The 18,176-nt window shown below is 57.8% G+C and carries 18 protein-coding genes and 1 tRNA gene; all 19 read left to right on the top strand.

What is annotated here, in order from left to right; translation table 11 throughout:
• Positions 1-85 (top strand): EF-Tu C-terminal domain-related protein (locus BN1133_RS19780; protein ID WP_197273672.1); only part of this gene is annotated, 85 nt, incomplete at its 5' end.
• A gap of 52 nt (positions 86-137) precedes the next feature.
• Positions 138-214 (top strand) — tRNA-Trp (locus tag BN1133_RS12990).
• A gap of 61 nt (positions 215-275) precedes the next feature.
• The gene (gene secE, locus BN1133_RS12985; protein ID WP_050666938.1) at positions 276-650 is read left to right on the top strand and encodes a preprotein translocase subunit SecE; all 375 of its coding nucleotides are present in this window, start codon (positions 276-278) and stop codon (positions 648-650) included.
• Positions 651-659: 9 nt separating this feature from the next.
• On the top strand, positions 660-1,211 hold the full coding sequence (gene nusG, locus BN1133_RS12980; RefSeq protein WP_050666937.1) for a transcription termination/antitermination protein NusG: 552 nt from the start codon (positions 660-662) through the stop codon (positions 1,209-1,211).
• Between the two features lie 131 nt (positions 1,212-1,342).
• The gene (rplK, locus tag BN1133_RS12975; RefSeq protein ID WP_050666936.1) at positions 1,343-1,771 is read left to right on the top strand and encodes a 50S ribosomal protein L11; all 429 of its coding nucleotides are present in this window, start codon (positions 1,343-1,345) and stop codon (positions 1,769-1,771) included.
• 4 nt (positions 1,772-1,775) lie between these two features.
• The gene (gene rplA / locus BN1133_RS12970; RefSeq protein ID WP_050666935.1) at positions 1,776-2,477 is read left to right on the top strand and encodes a 50S ribosomal protein L1; all 702 of its coding nucleotides are present in this window, start codon (positions 1,776-1,778) and stop codon (positions 2,475-2,477) included.
• A 244-nt stretch (positions 2,478-2,721) separates the two neighbouring features.
• Positions 2,722-3,219, top strand: coding sequence for a 50S ribosomal protein L10 (rplJ, locus tag BN1133_RS12965; RefSeq protein WP_050666934.1), 498 nt, complete (start codon positions 2,722-2,724; stop codon positions 3,217-3,219).
• Positions 3,220-3,270: 51 nt separating this feature from the next.
• Positions 3,271-3,636, top strand: a complete 366-nt coding sequence (gene rplL / locus BN1133_RS12960; protein WP_050666933.1) for a 50S ribosomal protein L7/L12 — start codon at positions 3,271-3,273, stop codon at positions 3,634-3,636.
• Between the two features lie 218 nt (positions 3,637-3,854).
• A complete protein-coding gene (rpoB, locus tag BN1133_RS12955) occupies positions 3,855-7,883 on the top strand; it encodes a DNA-directed RNA polymerase subunit beta (protein WP_082178008.1) in 4,029 nt (1,342 codons plus the stop codon).
• A gap of 91 nt (positions 7,884-7,974) precedes the next feature.
• Positions 7,975-12,279 carry a DNA-directed RNA polymerase subunit beta' gene (rpoC, locus tag BN1133_RS12950; RefSeq protein WP_050666932.1) on the top strand — a complete coding sequence of 1,435 codons (4,305 nt, stop codon included), beginning with the start codon at positions 7,975-7,977 and terminating at the stop codon, positions 12,277-12,279.
• A gap of 175 nt (positions 12,280-12,454) precedes the next feature.
• On the top strand, positions 12,455-13,171 hold the full coding sequence (locus BN1133_RS12945) for a helix-turn-helix transcriptional regulator (RefSeq protein WP_050666931.1): 717 nt from the start codon (positions 12,455-12,457) through the stop codon (positions 13,169-13,171).
• 23 nt (positions 13,172-13,194) lie between these two features.
• Entirely contained in the window at positions 13,195-13,575 is a 381-nt protein-coding gene (locus BN1133_RS12940; protein WP_050666930.1) for a RidA family protein, read from the top strand.
• Positions 13,576-13,669: 94 nt separating this feature from the next.
• Positions 13,670-14,062: a sulfurtransferase complex subunit TusD gene (gene tusD, locus BN1133_RS12935; protein WP_050666929.1), complete on the top strand. Its 393-nt coding sequence runs from the start codon at positions 13,670-13,672 to the stop codon at positions 14,060-14,062.
• Between the two features lie 10 nt (positions 14,063-14,072).
• Positions 14,073-14,429 carry a sulfurtransferase complex subunit TusC gene (gene tusC, locus BN1133_RS12930; protein ID WP_050666928.1) on the top strand — a complete coding sequence of 119 codons (357 nt, stop codon included), beginning with the start codon at positions 14,073-14,075 and terminating at the stop codon, positions 14,427-14,429.
• Between the two features lie 7 nt (positions 14,430-14,436).
• Complete coding sequence (gene tusB, locus BN1133_RS12925) at positions 14,437-14,715, top strand: sulfurtransferase complex subunit TusB (RefSeq protein WP_050666927.1); 279 nt, start codon at positions 14,437-14,439, stop codon at positions 14,713-14,715.
• 138 nt (positions 14,716-14,853) lie between these two features.
• A complete protein-coding gene (gene rpsL / locus BN1133_RS12920) occupies positions 14,854-15,228 on the top strand; it encodes a 30S ribosomal protein S12 (RefSeq protein WP_005360265.1) in 375 nt (124 codons plus the stop codon).
• A gap of 94 nt (positions 15,229-15,322) precedes the next feature.
• Positions 15,323-15,793, top strand: coding sequence for a 30S ribosomal protein S7 (rpsG, locus tag BN1133_RS12915; protein ID WP_005360263.1), 471 nt, complete (start codon positions 15,323-15,325; stop codon positions 15,791-15,793).
• Positions 15,794-15,869: 76 nt separating this feature from the next.
• Positions 15,870-17,975 carry an elongation factor G gene (gene fusA / locus BN1133_RS12910; protein ID WP_050666926.1) on the top strand — a complete coding sequence of 702 codons (2,106 nt, stop codon included), beginning with the start codon at positions 15,870-15,872 and terminating at the stop codon, positions 17,973-17,975.
• Between the two features lie 54 nt (positions 17,976-18,029).
• Positions 18,030-18,176, top strand: a 147-nt coding sequence (locus BN1133_RS19775; RefSeq protein ID WP_231686273.1) for a GTP-binding protein, incomplete at its 3' end; no start/stop codon positions are given.

Genomic DNA, 18,176 nt, shown 5'->3' with positions numbered 1-18,176 from the left:
CGCGATGGACGACGGTCTGCGCTTCGCAATCCGTGAAGGTGGCCGTACTGTTGGCGCCGGCGTTGTAGCCAAGGTTATCGAGTAATCAAGGCTTACAATGAATAGTGAAAGCCCCTATAATAGGGGCTTTCTTATGCAGGGGCGTAGTTCGAATTGGTAGAACAGCGGTCTCCAAAACCGATGGTTGGGGGTTCGAGTCCCTCCGCCCCTGCCAGCATACCTCGCCAAGTGCGGGGCTTTTGTGTCTTTGGTAACGTCAGATACAGGTAGGTTGTATGAGTGTGAATTCTGAGAGCCAGGGCGGAAGCAAGGATACCCTGCTTTGGGGCCTGGTTTTCATCATCCTGGCGGCCGCTGTAGTGGGTAACTACCTGCTGAGTAGCGGTGTCTCTGCCGTCGTCCGCGCTGTGGGTGTGGTCGTTGTCATCGCTGTGGCCGGCGCTCTGGCCCTGCAAACCACCAAGGGTAAGGCTACCCTGGCCTTTGCTCGCGAGTCCCGCCTCGAAGTGCGCAAGGTCGTATGGCCGACCCGTCAGGAAGCCATTCAGACAACCCTGATTGTGCTGGCGGTGACCGCTGTGATGGGTCTGCTGCTGTTCGTGCTGGACGGCGCCCTGGTATGGCTGGTCAACCTCATTACCGGTGTGTAAGGAATAACCATGACTGAGCAACGTGAACAACGTATGAGATGGTATGTAGTGCAGGCATTTTCCGGCTACGAAGGCCGTGTTGCCAAATCCCTGCGCGAGCATATCAAGATGCACGGCATGGAAGAGAAGTTTGGCGAAGTACTGGTCCCGACCGAAGAAGTGGTCGAGATGCGTGCCGGCCAGAAGCGCAAGAGCGAGCGCAAGTTTTTCCCGGGCTATGTCCTGGTGCAGATGGTGATGGATGAGACCTCCTGGCACCTGGTGCGCAATGTCCCGCGCGTCATGGGCTTCATCGGTGGTACCTCCGACCGCCCGGCGCCAATCTCCGACAAAGAGGCCGATGCCATCCTGAATCGCCTGCAGGATGCCCACGACAAGCCGAAGCCGAAGACCCTGTTCGAGCCGGGTGAGATGGTTCGTGTGGCCGATGGTCCGTTCGCCGACTTCAATGGTGTGGTCGAAGAGGTGGATTACGAGAAGAGCCGCCTTAAGGTCTCTGTGCTCATCTTCGGTCGTTCCACCCCGGTGGAGCTGGACTTCAGCCAGGTCGAGAAAGGCTGATTAAGTTCTGCACATAATGTGTTGTCAGGGGCAGCGAATATCACTATAATTCGCTGCCCCTTTTTAGTTGGGGAGCCGTTTGCAGGAGCATGTCTCCGAGGCGCTAGAACCCATTTTTGAGGTATTTTGTAATGGCTAAGAAAGTCACAGCTTATATCAAGCTGCAGGTTGCTGCTGGTGCAGCCAACCCGTCCCCCCCTGTTGGTCCGGCCCTGGGTCAGCACGGTGTGAACATCATGGAATTCTGTAAGGCGTTCAACGCTCGTACAGAGAAGCTGGAAAAAGGCGCTCCGACTCCGGTCGTGATCACCGTGTACAGCGATCGTTCCTTCACCTTCGAAACCAAGACTCCGCCCGCTTCCTTCCTGCTGAAGAAAGCCGCTGGCATCAAGTCTGGTTCTTCCAAGCCCAACAAGGACAAGGTCGGTAAAGTGACCGTTGCCCAGCTGGAAGAGATCGCCAAGACCAAAGAGCCGGACATGACTGGTGCCGACCTGGCCGCCAAAGTTCGTTGCATCGCCGGTTCCGCCCGTTCCATGGGCCTGGTAGTGGAGGAATAAGACGATGGCTAAACTGTCCAAGCGCATGCGCGTAATTCGCGAGAAAGTTGACGGTACCAAAGAGTACGGCATCAACGAAGCCATTGCCCTGCTGAAAGAACTGGCCACCGCCAAGTTCGTTGAGAGCGTAGACGTTGCCGTTAACCTCGGCATCGACGCTCGTAAATCCGACCAGAACGTCCGTGGCGCCACTGTGCTGCCGCACGGTACCGGTCGTGACGTCCGCGTCGCCGTGTTCACCCAGGGTGCCAACGCCGAAGCCGCCAAGGCTGCCGGTGCTGAGCTGGTTGGCATGGATGACCTGGCTGAGCAGGTCAAGAAGGGCGAAATGAACTTCGACGTCGTCATCGCCTCTCCGGATGCCATGCGCGTTGTTGGTCAACTGGGTCAGATCCTGGGCCCGCGTGGCCTGATGCCGAACCCGAAAGTTGGTACTGTAACCCCGAACGTTGCCGAAGCTGTCAAGAACGCCAAGGCCGGTCAGGTTCGTTACCGTAACGACAAGAACGGTATCATCCACACCACTCTGGGTAAGGTCTCCTTCAACGAAGCTCAGCTGAAAGAGAACCTCGAAGCCCTGCTGGTTGCCCTGAAGAAGGCCAAGCCCTCTTCCGCCAAAGGCCAGTACATCAAGAAGGTAAGCATCTCCACCACTATGGGTGCCGGTGTTGCCGTTGACCAGGCCTCCCTGGACGCGCAAGCCTAATTGATTTGATTTACAAGGCGCAAAATTTGAACTAAAATTTTGCGCCTTGAGTTTGGTTGGGGGCTTCGCCTCCGTCCAAGACCGCAGGTGGTTGAAAAACCTTAATTTTCCTGCGTAGACGGTGCCGGAAACCCAGCGAGAGAGAATTTTTCTCTTCTGGAATCCTGCCACCGATATCGTTCCCCGCGAGGGGTGTTCAATTTCTGGGTCACGGTGGCCCAGGTTATATCCAGGAGTTAAGCCAATGGCATTGGGACTCGAAGACAAAAAGCAGATCGTTGCTGAAGTCGCCGAAGCTGCCAAAGGCGCCCTGTCCGCAGTGGTTGCCGATTCTCGTGGCGTTACTGTAGACAAGATGACCGCCCTGCGTAAGAGCGCTCGTGAAGCTGGTGTGTATATGCGCGTTGTGCGTAACACCCTGCTGCGTCGCGCTGTTGAAGGTACCGAATTCGAGTGCCTGAACGACGCATTCAGCGGTCCGACCCTGATCGCATTCTCTAACGAGCACCCGGGCGCTGCTGCCCGCCTGTTCAAAGAGTTTGCCAAGGCGAACCAAAAGTTCGAGATCAAGGCCGGCGCTTTTAACGGTGAGTTTATCGCCGCTGCACAAATCGATCGTCTGGCCACGCTGCCGACTTACGAAGAAGCAATTGCAAAGCTGATGGCTACCATGAAGGAAGCCGCCGCTGGCAAGCTGGTTCGTACTATCGCTGCTGTCCGCGATCAGAAAGAAGCTGCTTGATTCTCGCCTCTATAGGCAGTTTAAGTCATTTCAATATCAGGAATTTTTGTCATGTCTATCACTAAAGACCAAATCATCGAAGCCGTTGCTTCCATGTCCGTAATGGAAGTTGTTGAGCTGATCTCCGCCATGGAAGAGAAGTTCGGTGTTTCCGCTGCTGCTGCCGTAATGGCTGGCCCGGCTGCTGTTGAAGCCGTAGAAGAGAAGACCGAGTTCGACGTAGTTCTGACCAGCGCCGGTGCCAACAAAGTAGCCGTTATCAAGGCTGTTCGTGGCGCCACCGGTCTGGGCCTGAAGGAAGCCAAGGATCTGGTTGAATCCGCTCCGGCTAACCTGAAGGAAGGCGTGTCCAAGGACGAAGCTGAAGCTCTGAAGAAAGAGCTGGAAGCTGCCGGTGCCTCCGTTGAGGTCAAATAATCTGCATTTATGTAGATTAGCCTGAGACTAATCAGGCTAGGGCTGGTGAATTTTTGTTCACCGGCCCTTTTGCGCTGTAGACTGAGAGCATTTCACACCGTTTTCGTCTCTCAGAATCGCAGCCCTGGACGGCCTTGCCGTCCGGTCTACAAAAACGGTGTTGACAGAGCTGCCCCCTTGGGCAGAGTGGGTCACTTATCAGCGAGCTGAGGAACCCTATGGTTTACTCTTATACCGAAAAAAAACGCATTCGTAAGGACTTCGGTAAGCGAGACCAGGTACTGGACACGCCTTATCTGTTGTCCATTCAGCTGGACTCCTTCAAGCAGTTCATCGAGGCTGACCCGGAGGGTGCGTACGGCCTTGAGGCCGCCTTCCGTAGCGTTTTCCCGATCACCAGTTACTCCGGTAGTGCTGAGCTTCAGTATGTCAGCTATCGCCTGGGTGAGCCGGTATTTGACGTAAAAGAATGCCAAATCCGTGGAGTGACCTACTCCGCGCCGCTGCGCGTCAAACTTCGCATGGTCCTGTACGATCGTGAAGCAGCAGCCGGCACCGTCAAAGACATCAAGGAACAAGAAGTGTACATGGGCGAGATCCCGCTCATGACCGATAACGGCACCTTTGTAATCAACGGTACCGAGCGTGTTATCGTCTCCCAGCTGCACCGCAGCCCGGGTGTCTTCTTCGACCACGACAAGGGCAAGACCCACTCCTCCGGTAAGGTGCTGTATAACGCATGCGTTATTCCCTACCGTGGTTCCTGGCTGGACTTCGAGTTCGATGCCAAGGACAACCTGTTCGTGCGTATCGACCGTCGTCGCAAGCTGCCGGCTTCTATCATCCTGCGTGCCCTGGACTTCACCACTGAAGAGATCCTGGCCACCTTCTTCGAAACCATTCGTTTCGAGATCAAGGATGGTAAGTTGATGATGGATCTGGTGCCCGAGCGCCTGCGTGGCGAAACCGCCACCTTCGACATCGTTGCCAATGGCAGCGTGGTCGTGGAGAAGGGTCGCCGTATCACCGCCCGTCACATCCGCCAGCTGGAAAAAGACGCTGTCACCCAGATCGAGGTGCCGGTGGAGTACGTCGTGGGCAAGGTTTCCGCCAAGGAATACCTGAACCCGCAGACCAGCGAGCTGGTCGTCACCGCCAACCAGGAATTGAGCCTGGAGGCGATCGCCAACCTGTCTCAGGCTGGCTTCAAGCACTTCGAGGTTCTGTTCACCAACGAACTGGACCACGGTGCTTACATGTCCGAGACCCTGCGCATCGACTCCAGCAGCAACCGCCTGGAAGCGCTGGTAGAAATCTACCGCATGATGCGTCCGGGCGAGCCGCCCACCCGCGAGGCCGCCGAGCAGCTGTTTGAGAACCTGTTCTTCTCTTCCGAGCGCTACGATCTGTCTACCGTGGGTCGCATGAAGTTCAACCGCCGTCTGGGTCGTGAAGACGAGACTGGCGTGGGCGTGCTGACCAAGGATGACATCGTCGATGTCATGAAGCGCCTCATCGACATCCGTAACGGCAACGACGAAGTGGACGATATCGACCACCTGGGTAACCGTCGTATCCGTTCCGTCGGTGAAATGGCCGAAAACCAGTTCCGCGTCGGTCTGGTCCGTGTCGAGCGTGCGGTCAAGGAACGCCTCTCTCTGGGCGACCTGGATGCGCTGATGCCGCAGGATCTGATCAACGCCAAGCCGATCTCCGCCGCGGTCAAAGAGTTCTTTGGTTCCAGCCAGCTGTCTCAGTTCATGGACCAAAACAACCCGCAGTCCGAAGTGACCCACAAGCGCCGTATCTCTGCGCTGGGCCCGGGCGGTCTGACCCGTGAGCGTGCCGGCTTCGAAGTGCGAGACGTGCACCCGACCCACTACGGTCGTCTGTGCCCGATCGAGACTCCGGAAGGTCCGAACATCGGTCTGATCAACTCCCTGTCCGTCTACTCCCGTACCAACGAGTACGGCTTCCTCGAGACTCCGTACCGCAAGGTGATCGACGGCGTCATCACCGATGAGGTCGAGTACCTCTCCGCCATCGAGGAAGGCAAGTACGTGATCGCTCAGGCTAACGCCGCGACCACCGAAGACGGCCGCCTGAAAGACGAGCTGATCCCCTGCCGTCACAAGGGCGAATCCACCTTCATGAACGCCGATCAGATCCAGTACATGGATGTGAGCCCGCAACAGATCGTTTCCGTTGCTGCGGCCCTGATCCCGTTCCTCGAACACGATGACGCGAACCGTGCACTGATGGGTTCGAACATGCAACGTCAGGCCGTGCCGACCCTGCGCTCCGACAAGCCGCTGGTTGGTACCGGTATGGAACGTGCTGTGGCCGTTGACTCCGGTGTAACCGTCGTCGCCAAGCGTGGCGGTATGGTTGACCAGGTCGACTCTTCCCGCATCGTGATCAAGGTGAACGAAGATGAGCTGATGCCTGGCGAAGCCGGTATCGACATCTATAACCTGACCAAGTACACCCGTTCCAACCAGAACACCTGTATCAACCAGCGCCCCTGCGTAATGCTGGGTGAGCCGGTGATGGCCGGTGACGTGCTGGCTGACGGCCCGTCCACCGATCTTGGCGAACTGGCGCTGGGCCAAAACCTGCGCGTCGCGTTCATGCCGTGGAATGGTTACAACTTCGAAGACTCCATCCTGCTTAACGAGCGAATCGTTCAGGAAGACCGTCTGACCACCATCCACATCCAGGAACTGGCCTGTATCTCCCGTGATACCAAGCTGGGCCCGGAGGAGATCACCGCCGATATCCCGAACGTGGGTGAAGCTGCTCTGTCCAAGCTGGACGAGTCCGGTATCGTCTACGTGGGTGCCGAGGTGAAGGGTGGCGATATCCTGGTCGGTAAGGTGACCCCGAAGGGTGAAACCCAACTGACTCCGGAAGAGAAGCTGCTGCGCGCCATCTTTGGTGAGAAGGCCTCCGATGTGAAGGACTCTTCCCTGCGCGTGCCGAACGGCGTCTACGGTACCGTGGTCGACGTGCAAGTCTTTACCCGCGATGGCGTGGAGAAGGACAAGCGTGCCAAAGAAATCGAAGAGATGCAGCTCAAGCAGGCCAAGAAGGACCTGACCGAGGAGTTCAAGATCCTCGAGAACGGTATCTTCGGTCGTGCCCGCAACCTGCTGATCGCTTCTGGCTACAGCGAAGAGAAGCTCTCCAAGCTGGATCGCGCCAAGTGGTTCGAGCTGGCCATCGAAGATGAAGGCAAGCAGACCGAGCTGGAGCAGATCGCCGAGCAGCACGTCGAGCTGAAAGCCGACTTCGACAAGAAGTTCGAGAACAAGCGTCGCAAGATCATCCAGGGTGATGACCTGGCGCCGGGCGTGCTGAAGATCGTCAAGGTCTATCTGGCCGTTAAGCGTCGCATCCAGCCGGGTGACAAGATGGCGGGCCGTCACGGTAACAAGGGTGTGGTTTCCAAGATCAACCCGGTCGAAGACATGCCCCATGACGAGTTCGGCCGTCCGGTCGACATCGTACTGAACCCGCTGGGCGTACCGTCTCGTATGAACATCGGTCAGATCCTCGAAGTTCACCTGGGCCTGGCGGCCAAGGGGATCGGCGAGAAGATCGATCGCATGGTCAAGGAGCAACGCGAGCTGCACGAGATGCGCAACTTCCTGCAACAGGTCTATGACCTGGGCGAGAAGGACAGCCAGCAGGTCGACATCGCCGAGCTCTCCGACGACGAAGTGCGTACCCTGGTCAGCAATCTGCGTAAGGGTCTGCCGGTCGCCACTCCGGTGTTTGACGGTGCCAAGGAGCGCGAAATCAAGGCGCTGCTGAAGCTGGCCGATCTGCCGGAATCCGGTCAGATCACCCTGATCGACGGCCGCACCGGCAAGCCGTTCGAGCGCAAGGTTACCGTTGGCTACATGTACATGCTGAAGCTGAACCACCTGGTAGACGACAAGATGCACGCGCGTTCTACCGGCTCCTACAGCCTGGTTACCCAGCAGCCGCTGGGTGGTAAGGCTCAATTCGGTGGTCAGCGTTTCGGTGAGATGGAAGTGTGGGCCCTGGAGGCTTACGGTGCGGCATACACCCTGCAGGAGATGCTGACCGTCAAGTCTGACGATGTGAACGGCCGTACCAAGATGTACAAGAACATCGTGGACGGTGACCACCGTATGGAGCCGGGCATGCCCGAGTCCTTCAACGTACTGCTGAAGGAAATCCGCTCCCTGGGTATCAACATCGAGCTGGAAGAAGAGTAAGAGCACGCTCTTATTGTTCGCAAATTGACGTGGGCGCCCCGCTGTTTAGGCAGTTGGGGCGCCGAGGTTAGACTCCTGACAGGGGAAACACGTGAAAGACTTACTCAAGTTTTTGAAGGCTCAGACCAAGACCGAAGAGTTTGATAGCATCAAAATCGGTCTGGCCTCTCCCGACATGATCCGTTCGTGGTCATTCGGTGAGGTCAAGAAGCCTGAGACCATCAACTACCGTACCTTCAAGCCGGAGCGCGATGGTCTGTTCTGTGCCCGTATCTTCGGGCCGGTGAAGGACTACGAGTGTCTGTGCGGCAAGTACAAGCGCCTCAAGCACCGCGGTGTGATCTGCGAGAAGTGCGGCGTTGAAGTGACTCAGACCAAGGTGCGTCGTGAGCGCATGGGTCACATCGAGCTGGCCAGCCCGACCGCCCACATCTGGTTCCTGAAGTCCCTGCCGTCCCGTATCGGTCTGCTGCTGGACATGACGCTGCGCGACATCGAGCGCGTGCTCTACTTCGAATCCTACGTGGTGATCGAAGCAGGCATGACCAACCTCGAGCGCAGCCAGATGCTGACCGAAGAGCAGTATCTGGACGCCCTGGAAGAGTGGGGTGACGAGTTCGACGCCAAGATGGGTGCCGAAGCCATCCTCGAGCTGCTGCGCGGCATCGATCTGGAAGGCGAAGTGCGTACCATGCGCGAAGAGCTGGATCAGACCAACTCCGAGACCAAGCGCAAGAAGACCACCAAGCGTCTGAAGCTGATGGAGGCCTTCCTGCAATCCGGCAACAAGCCGGAGTGGATGATCATGACCGTGCTGCCGGTGCTGCCGCCGGATCTGCGCCCGCTGGTGCCGCTCGACGGTGGCCGCTTCGCGACCTCCGATCTGAACGATCTGTACCGCCGCGTGATCAACCGTAACAACCGTCTGAAGCGCCTGCTCGACCTGGCTGCCCCGGACATCATCGTGCGCAACGAAAAGCGTATGCTGCAGGAATCTGTGGATGCGCTGCTGGACAACGGCCGTCGTGGCCGCGCCATCACTGGCTCCAACAAGCGCCCGCTGAAGTCCCTGGCCGACATGATCAAGGGTAAGCAAGGTCGTTTCCGTCAGAACCTGCTCGGTAAGCGTGTCGACTACTCCGGTCGTTCCGTTATCACCGTAGGTCCGACCCTGCGCCTGCATCAGTGCGGTCTGCCCAAGAAGATGGCCCTGGAGCTGTTCAAGCCCTTCATCTACGGCAAGCTGGAGACCCGTGGTCTGGCGACCACCATCAAGGCTGCCAAGAAGATGGTGGAGCGCGAAGAAGCGGTCGTTTGGGACATCCTGGACGAAGTGATTCGCGAGCACCCGGTCATGCTGAACCGTGCGCCGACCCTGCACCGTCTGGGTATCCAGGCGTTCGAACCGACCCTGGTCGAAGGCAAGGCGATTCAGCTGCACCCGCTGGTGTGTGCCGCGTTTAACGCGGACTTCGACGGTGACCAGATGGCGGTACACGTACCCCTGACCCTGGAAGCCCAGCTCGAAGCGCGCGCCCTGATGATGTCTACCAACAACATCCTGTCGCCCGCCTCCGGTGAGCCGATCATCGTACCGTCCCAGGACGTGGTACTGGGTCTGTACTACATGACCCGCGCCCGTATCGCCGCCAAGGGCGAAGGTATGGTGCTGTCCAGCGCCAAGGAAGCCGAGAAGGTGTATCGCGCCGGTCTGGCCGATCTGCACGCTCGCGTCAAGGTCCGTATCACCGAGTACGTGAAGAACGAAGCCGGTGAGCTGGTTGCCAAGACCGAGATGAAGAACACCACCGTTGGTCGTGCGATCCTGAGCCTGATCCTGCCCAAAGGCATGGAGTACGCGCTGATCGACCCGCCGATGGTGTTGAACGATGCCGCCAAGGCCGATCTGGCTGCCAATCCGCAAAACTGGATCAAGTACGTCTCCAACCAGGCCATGGGCAAGAAGCAGATCTCCCGTCTGCTGAACACCTGCTATCGCAAGCAGGGCCTGAAGGACACCGTCATCTTCGCTGACCAGCTGATGTATACCGGTTTCCACTATGCGGCCCTGTCCGGTGCCTCCGTAGGCATCGACGACATGCTGATCCCGGATGCCAAGAAAGAGATCATCGCGGCAGCCGAAGCCGAAGTTGCCGAGATCCAGGACCAGTTCCTGTCTGGTCTGGTGACCGCGGGCGAGCGTTACAACAAGGTTATCGATATCTGGGCCAGCGCCAACGAGCGCGTCTCCAAGGCCATGATGGAGAACCTGTCCAAGGAGCGTGCAGTTAACTCCCTGGGCGAAGAGGAAGAGCAAGCCTCTTTCAACAGCATCTTTATGATGGCCGACTCCGGTGCGCGGGGTTCTGCCGCCCAGATCCGTCAGCTGGCCGGTATGCGTGGCCTGATGGCGAAGCCGGACGGCTCCATCATCGAGACCCCGATCGTGGCAAACTTCCGTGAAGGTCTGAACGTACTGCAGTACTTCATCTCCACTCACGGTGCCCGTAAGGGTCTGGCGGATACCGCACTGAAGACCGCTAACTCCGGTTACCTGACCCGCCGTCTGGTTGACGTGGCTCAGGACATGGTCGTTACCGAGAAAGACTGTGGCACCGTCGAAGGTCTGTGGATGGCCCCCCTCATCGAGGGTGGCGACGTGGTCGAGCCGCTGCGCGAGCGCGTGCTGGGTCGTGTGGTGGCCGAGGATGTGATCAAGCCGGGCACCGAGGACGAAGTTCTGGTTGCGCGCAACACCCTGCTGGACGAGCGCCTGTGTGACCTGCTGGAGCGCAACTCCGTGGATCGCGTCAAGGTTCGTTCTGCCATCACCTGTGAGACCGACTTCGGTATCTGTGCTCACTGCTACGGCCGTGATCTGGCCCGTGGTCACCTGGTCAACGGTGGTGAAGCGGTCGGTGTTATCGCCGCCCAGTCCATCGGTGAGCCGGGTACCCAGCTGACGATGCGTACCTTCCACATCGGTGGTGCCGCATCTCGTGCCGCTGCCGAGAGCAGCATCCAGGTCAAGAACACCGGTACCATCAAGCTGCAGAACGCCAAGTTCGTTCACAACAGCGAAGACAAGCTGGTTATCACCTCTCGTTCTACCGAACTGACCATCATGGACGAGATGGGCCGTACCAAAGAGAGCCACAAGCTCCCGTACGGTTCCGTGCTCGAGGTGAAAGATGGCCAGGCGGTGACCGCCGGTGAGACAGTCGCGAACTGGGATCCGCACACCCACCCGATCATCACCGAAGTGGCCGGTCGTATCCACTTCGAAGACATGATCGATGGTGTGACCATCACCCGTCAGACCGACGAACTGACCGGCCTCTCCTCTATCGTCGTGCTGGATGTCAACGAGCGTCCGAGCATGGGTAAAGAGAAGCGTCCGACCGTTAAACTGGTCGATGCCGCCGGCAACGATGTGATGATCCCGGGCACCGACGTCGCCGCCCAGTACTTCCTGCCGGGCAAGGCGATCGTCAACCTGGAAGATGGTGCCAACGTGGGTGTGGGTGACGCGGTTGCGCGTATCCCGCAGGAATCCGGCGGTACCAAGGACATCACCGGTGGTCTGCCGCGTGTTGCCGACCTGTTCGAAGCGCGTCAGCCGAAAGAGCCGGCCATCCTGGCCGAGATCTCCGGTACCATCTCCTTCGGCAAGGAGACCAAGGGCAAGCGTCGTCTGGTGATCACTCCGACCGAAGGTGGCGACATCTACGAAGAGATGATTCCGAAGTGGCGTAACCTGAACGTCTTTGAAGGTGAAAAGGTCACCAAGGGTGAAGTCCTGGCCGACGGTCCCGAGTCTGCTCACGACATCCTGCGTCTGCGTGGTATCAGCCCGGTTGCCAACTACATCGTTAACGAAGTGCAGGACGTTTACCGTCTGCAGGGCGTTAAGATCAACGACAAGCACATCGAAGTCATCGTACGTCAGATGCTGCGTAAGTGTGAGATCATGAACTCCGGTGATTCCGAGTTCATCGATGGCGAGCAGGTTGAAGTGGCTCGTGTCAACATCGCCAACCGTCGCCTGGTTGCCGAAGGCAAGACACCGGCTAGCTTCCGCCACGTGCTGATGGGTATCACCAAGGCCTCTCTGAGCACCGAGTCCTTCATCTCCGCGGCCTCCTTCCAGGAGACCACCCGCGTACTGACCGAAGCCGCCGTTGGTGGCAAGCGCGATGAACTGCGCGGTCTGAAGGAGAACGTGATCGTGGGCCGTCTGATCCCGGCCGGTACCGGCTTTGCGTACCACCAGGGTCGTATCAACAAGCGTGCCGCTGCGGCCCGCGATGTGGGTATCCCCCAGGTGACCGCCGATGAAGCGCAGCAGAACCTCGCGGATCTGCTCAATGCAGCCGGCAGCTTCGACGAAGAGTAAGCTGTGATGAAGAGGGCTCCCGTTGGGAGCCCTTTTTTTATTTGTGTTCATCGCGCAATGAGCGGAGCAGGATGATCTGACTCAAGCTTATGACGTAAAAAATCAAAAAAAGTTGACAAGCCCTTGTCGGCTCTGAAAACTCGACGAAGTTATACGGTTTTTACAGGGAGATACCATGACAGTCGGTATTGAAGAGGCGCTGCTACCGGAAGAGACTCCGATCAGCCGCACGTTCACCGCTGAGGACAAGGAGCTGTTGCGCTCATACGAGGGCGTGGTGATGGGGATGGCCGAACTGTTCGGCAAGCATTGTGAAGTGGTGCTGCACTCCCTGGAAAACCTCCATGAGTCGGTCATCATGATCGCCAACGGATTCAATACCGGGCGAACCCTGGGAGCGCCGATCACCGATCTCGCGTTGCGCATGCTCAAGGATATCGAGACCACGGGGCAAGACTACACCCACAGCTACTTCACCCGTAGCCGTACCGGTGCCCTGATGAAGTCGATCACCATTGCGATACGCAACAAAGAGCGTAAGGTCATCGGTCTCATTTGTATTAATCTGCATATCAACGCGCCGTTCCACGAGTTTGTGGCCGAGTTTTTCCCCACCCCGCAGCAGGTGGAGAAGCACACGCCGGAGACCTTCGCCAACAGCGTGGAGGAGCTGGTCGCCCAGACGGTGGACAACACCATTGACGAGATCAATCGCGACCCGACCGTGGCCAACAACGCCAAGAATCGCTTCATCGTCACCCAGCTGTTCGAGAAGGGGATCTTTGACATCAAGGATTCCATCAATCTGGTGGCGGACAAGCTCAACATTTCCAAACACACCGTCTATCTCTACATCCGACAGCGCAAGCAGGGTGAAGAAGAGAGCGAATAACTGCCAAACAGGGGGATAGCTTCATGGCAAAACAGATCGTTGCAACCGACAAGGCGCCGGCCGCCATCGGGCCCTATGTTCAGGGGACCCGTCTGGGTGAGCTGGTCTTCACCTCTGGCCAGATCCCGCTTGACCCGGCCACCATGGAGATCGTGGCGGGGGGTATCGAGGCCCAGGCCGAGCAGGTCATGAAGAACCTGCTGGCCGTGCTGGACGCGGCGGGTTCCGGGGCTGACAAGGTACTCAAGACCACCTGCTTCCTGAGCGACATGAATAACTTTGTGGCCTTCAATCAGGTCTACGCCAAGTACTTTGGTGAGGCCGCGCCGGCCCGCTCCTGTGTCGAGGTCGCCCGTCTGCCCAAAGATGTGCTGGTCGAGGTCGAAGCGATCGCCTACAGCTGAGGCTAATCCTGTTTCGATGAAAGCCCCTTCGGGGGCTTTTTTGATCGGCGGTGCCTCACCTAGAATTGAGGCCAAATCCCGGAGGAAAAGTTTTATGAGCCTTACGTTTGCCATTCTGGTGACAGCGCCTGCCTATGGCAGCGAGCGCTCCCATACGGCCTATCGCTTTGCCCGCTCCGTGCTGGCCCAGGGCCATCGTATCAGCCATCTCTTTTTCTATCAGGATGGGGTCGGCAATGGCAACTGCCTGTTGGCACCGGCCAGCGATGAGGTGGATGCGCATCGCCTCTGGAGTGAGTTGGCATTGGAGCAGGGACTTCGCCTCGATGTATGCGTGGCGGCCGCGTTGCGACGGGGTGTGGTGGACGGACAGGAGGCAACAAGCCTGGGTATGGAGCACTCGAATCTACAGGCGCCCTTCGTGATGAGCGGATTGGGACAGCTTGCCGAGGCCGCCCTGGAAGCCGACCGTTTCGTGCAGTTTTAAGGAGAGCCCAGTGAACCAGGTTGCGTTTATCACTCGCCATGCCCCTCATGGCACCGCCCACGGCCGCGAAGGGCTCGATGCCGTGCTGGCCACCTCGGCGCTGACCGAGGAGCTGGCACTCTTCTTCATTGAGGATGGCGTCTATCAACTGCTGGACAACCAGCAGCCGGATGGCATAGGGCAGCGCCACTATGCCCCTACCTTCCGTCTGCTCGAGCTCTATGACATCGAGCAGGTCTATGTGTGCGCCGAAGCATTACGGGAGCGAGGGCTGACACAGGAGCGGCTGCTCATCCCGGTCACTGTGCTGGAGCGTGACCGGCTGACGGCCCGTTGGCTCGACTTTCCTACCCGAATCATGTTCTGAGGTCTTCATGTTGCATTTGGTCATGAGCTCTCCATTTGCCAGCCGTTCATTGGAGCAATGTCTGGCGCATCGCACCGCCGGGGATCCTGTTGTGCTGTTGCAAGACGGCGTGATTGCCGCTTGTACCCAGGCCTGGCTGAGCCGGCTGCAGGGCGTCCCCCTCTATGTGTTACAAGAGGATCTGCAGGCGCGTGGGCTCAGCGCGCTTGAGGGGCAGTCGATCTCCATGGGCGGCTTGGTTGATCTGATTGCCGAGTACGGTTCACCCCTGAGCTGGGGAGAATGATCTGGCGAGCCGATCAGCATGCGCTCTGCAATTGTATAAATCTTGACTCACAGCCCATGTGGACCTAGAATTTCGCGTCCCCGTGTCTGCGGGGAGGATTTTTCACATGTTTATGAAGTCATAACCAGGAGCCTTTTGATGGCAACTATTAACCAGCTGGTTCGCAAGCCGCGTGTCAAGAACGTGTATAAAAGCAACGTTCCGGCACTGGAAGCGTGCCCTCAGAAGCGTGGCGTGTGCACCCGTGTATACACCACCACCCCGAAGAAGCCGAACTCCGCTCTGCGTAAAGTTTGCCGTGTGCGTCTGACCAACGGTTTCGAAGTCACCTCCTACATCGGTGGTGAAGGTCACAACCTGCAAGAGCACTCTGTTGTTCTGATCCGCGGCGGTCGTGTTAAGGACCTGCCGGGTGTGCGTTATCACACCGTTCGTGGTGCTCTGGACTGTGCTGGCGTGAAAGACCGTAAGCAAGCTCGTTCCAAGTACGGCGTGAAGCGCCCGAAAGCTTAATGGTTCTCCGTTAAGTAAGGCCAAACGTTAATACGTTATCTAGTTAAAAACTTTCTAGTTTTGGGTAACCCCTGAAGTTCACGGAGAATTTGAAATGCCAAGACGTCGTGTTGTTGGTCAGCGTAAAATCCTGCCGGATCCCAAGTTCGGATCTGAGCTGCTGGCTAAATTCGTCAACGTAGTAATGGTTGACGGTAAGAAATCTGTTTCCGAAGCCATCGTTTACGGTGCCCTGGATATCATTGCCACCAAGACTGGCAAAGAGCACCTGGCCGTATTCGAAGAGGCTCTGGACAACATCCGTCCGGCCGTCGAGGTTAAGTCTCGTCGTGTCGGTGGTGCAACCTATCAGGTACCGGTAGAAGTTCGTCCGGTACGTCGCAATGCCCTGGCAATGCGCTGGCTGGTTGATGCCGCTCGTAAACGTGGTGAAAAATCTATGGCTCAGCGCCTGGCCGGCGAACTGCTGGACGCGGCTGAGAACAAAGGCGCCTCCGTCAAGAAGCGTGAAGACGTGCACCGCATGGCCGAAGCCAACAAGGCTTTCGCTCACTTCCGCTGGTAATTGCCTGCGCAGGGCCCTTTGGGCTCTGCGCATCTTATGCATGTCTAAGGACAACTCCTTAGTAAGAGGATGACTAATGGCTCGTACAACCCCCATTGAGCGCTACCGTAATATCGGTATCTCCGCTCACATCGACGCAGGTAAGACCACTACCACCGAACGCGTCCTGTTTTACACCGGTGTAAACCACAAGATCGGTGAAGTTCACGATGGCGCCGCCACCATGGACTGGATGGAGCAGGAGCAAGAGCGTGGTATCACCATCACCTCCGCTGCTACCACCGCCTTCTGGTCTGGTATGGGTAAGCAGTTCCAGCCGCACCGCATCAACATCATCGACACCCCGGGTCACGTGGACTTCACCATCGAGGTAGAGCGTTCCATGCGTGTTCTGGACGGTGCCGTGATGGTTTACTGTGCCGTAGGTGGTGTTCAGCCGCAGTCTGAGACCGTATGGCGTCAGGCTAACAAGTACAAGGTTCCCCGTATCGCGTTCGTCAACAAGATGGACCGTACCGGTGCCAACTTCCTGCGTTGCGTTGAGCAGATCAAGACCCGTCTGAAGGGCACCCCGGTTCCCCTGCAGCTTAACATCGGCGCAGAAGAGAACTTCAAGGGCGTCATCGACCTGGTCAAGATGAAGGCCATCAACTGGAACGAAGCCGACCAAGGCGTCACCTTCACCTATGAAGACGTTCCGGCCGAGCTGGAAGAGAAAGCACAAGAGCTGCGTCAGAACCTGATCGAAGCTGCTGCTGAAGCCTCTGAAGAGCTGATGGAGAAGTACCTGGGCGGTGACGAGCTGACCGAGGAAGAGATCAAGGGTGCTCTGCGTCAGCGCGTGCTGAACAACGAGATCATCCTGGTTACCTGTGGTTCTGCGTTCAAGAACAAGGGCGTACAGGCCATGCTGGACGCCGTGATCGAGTACCTGCCTGCTCCGACCGACGTAGCTGCTATCGACGGCCTGAAGATGGACGGCGAGACCAAGGACGAGCGTCACGCCTCTGATGACGAGCCGTTCTCTGCGCTGGCGTTCAAGATTGCCACCGATCCGTTCGTGGGCAACCTGACCTTCTTCCGCGTCTACTCCGGTATCGTTAACTCCGGTGACTCCGTGCTGAACTCCGTTAAGGATCGTCGTGAGCGCTTTGGTCGTATCGTTCAGATGCACGCCAACAAGCGTGAAGAGATCAAAGAAGTTCGCGCGGGTGACATCGCTGCTGCCATCGGTCTGAAGGACGTCACCACCGGTGACACCCTGTGTGACGAAAAAGCGCCGATCATCCTCGAGCGTATGGAGTTCCCGGAGCCGGTAATCTCCATCGCGGTTGAGCCGAAAACCAAGGCTGACCAAGAGAAGATGGGCCTGGCACTGGGCCGTCTGGCTCAGGAAGATCCGTCCTTCCGCGTATGGACCGACGAAGAATCTGGTCAAACCATCATCGCCGGCATGGGCGAACTTCACCTGGACATCATCGTTGACCGTATGCGTCGCGAGTTCAAGGTAGAAGCCAACGTTGGTAAGCCGCAGGTTGCCTATCGTGAGACCATCCGCTCCAAGGCGGTTGACATCACCGGTAAGCACGCCAAGCAGTCCGGTGGTCGCGGTCAGTTCGGTCACGTTGTGATCGACATGTACCCGCTGGAAGAAGGCAAGGGCTACGAGTTCGTCAACGACATCAAGGGTGGCGTGATTCCGGGCGAATTCATCCCGGGCGTCGACAAGGGTATCCAGGAGCAGCTGAAGACTGGTCCGCTGGCCGGCTATCCGGTAGTAGACCTGGGTGTTCGTCTGCACTTCGGTTCCTACCACGATGTTGACTCTTCCGAACTGGCGTTCAAGATCGCCGCTTCTCTGGCGTTCAAGGAAGGCTTCATGAAGGCCAGCCCGGTTCTGCTCGAGCCGATCATGAAGGTCGAAGTCGAGACTCCGGAAGACTACATGGGCGACGTTATCGGTGACCTGAACCGTCGTCGTGGCATCATCGAAGGCATGGAAGATGGTCCGTCCGGCAAGATCGTACGCGCCATGGTTCCGCTTGCCGAGATGTTCGGCTACGCTACCGATCTGCGTTCCGCAACCCAGGGTCGTGCCTCCTACTCCATGGAGTTCGGCAAGTACTCTGAAGCTCCGAACAACATTGCCCAAGCAGTGATTGACGAGCGCAAATCCAAGTAATTTAAGAATCCCCGCCTACGACGGTAGGCGGGTTTAACCTAGAAGGACTACGTCGTGTCTAAAGAAAAATTTGAGCGTTCCAAACCTCACGTAAACGTGGGTACCATCGGCCACGTTGACCACGGTAAAACCACCCTGACCGCCGCTATCACCAACGTGCTGGCCAAGCACTTCGGTGGTAAGGCCTTCGCCTTCGACCAG

Origin of the sequence: Aeromonas schubertii (assembly GCF_000820105.1) — a bacterium.
GTDB classification, from domain to species: domain Bacteria; phylum Pseudomonadota; class Gammaproteobacteria; order Enterobacterales; family Aeromonadaceae; genus Aeromonas; species Aeromonas schubertii.
Note: the sequence above shows the minus strand (reverse complement) of the source record. Positions and strands in the feature narration are given on the sequence as shown.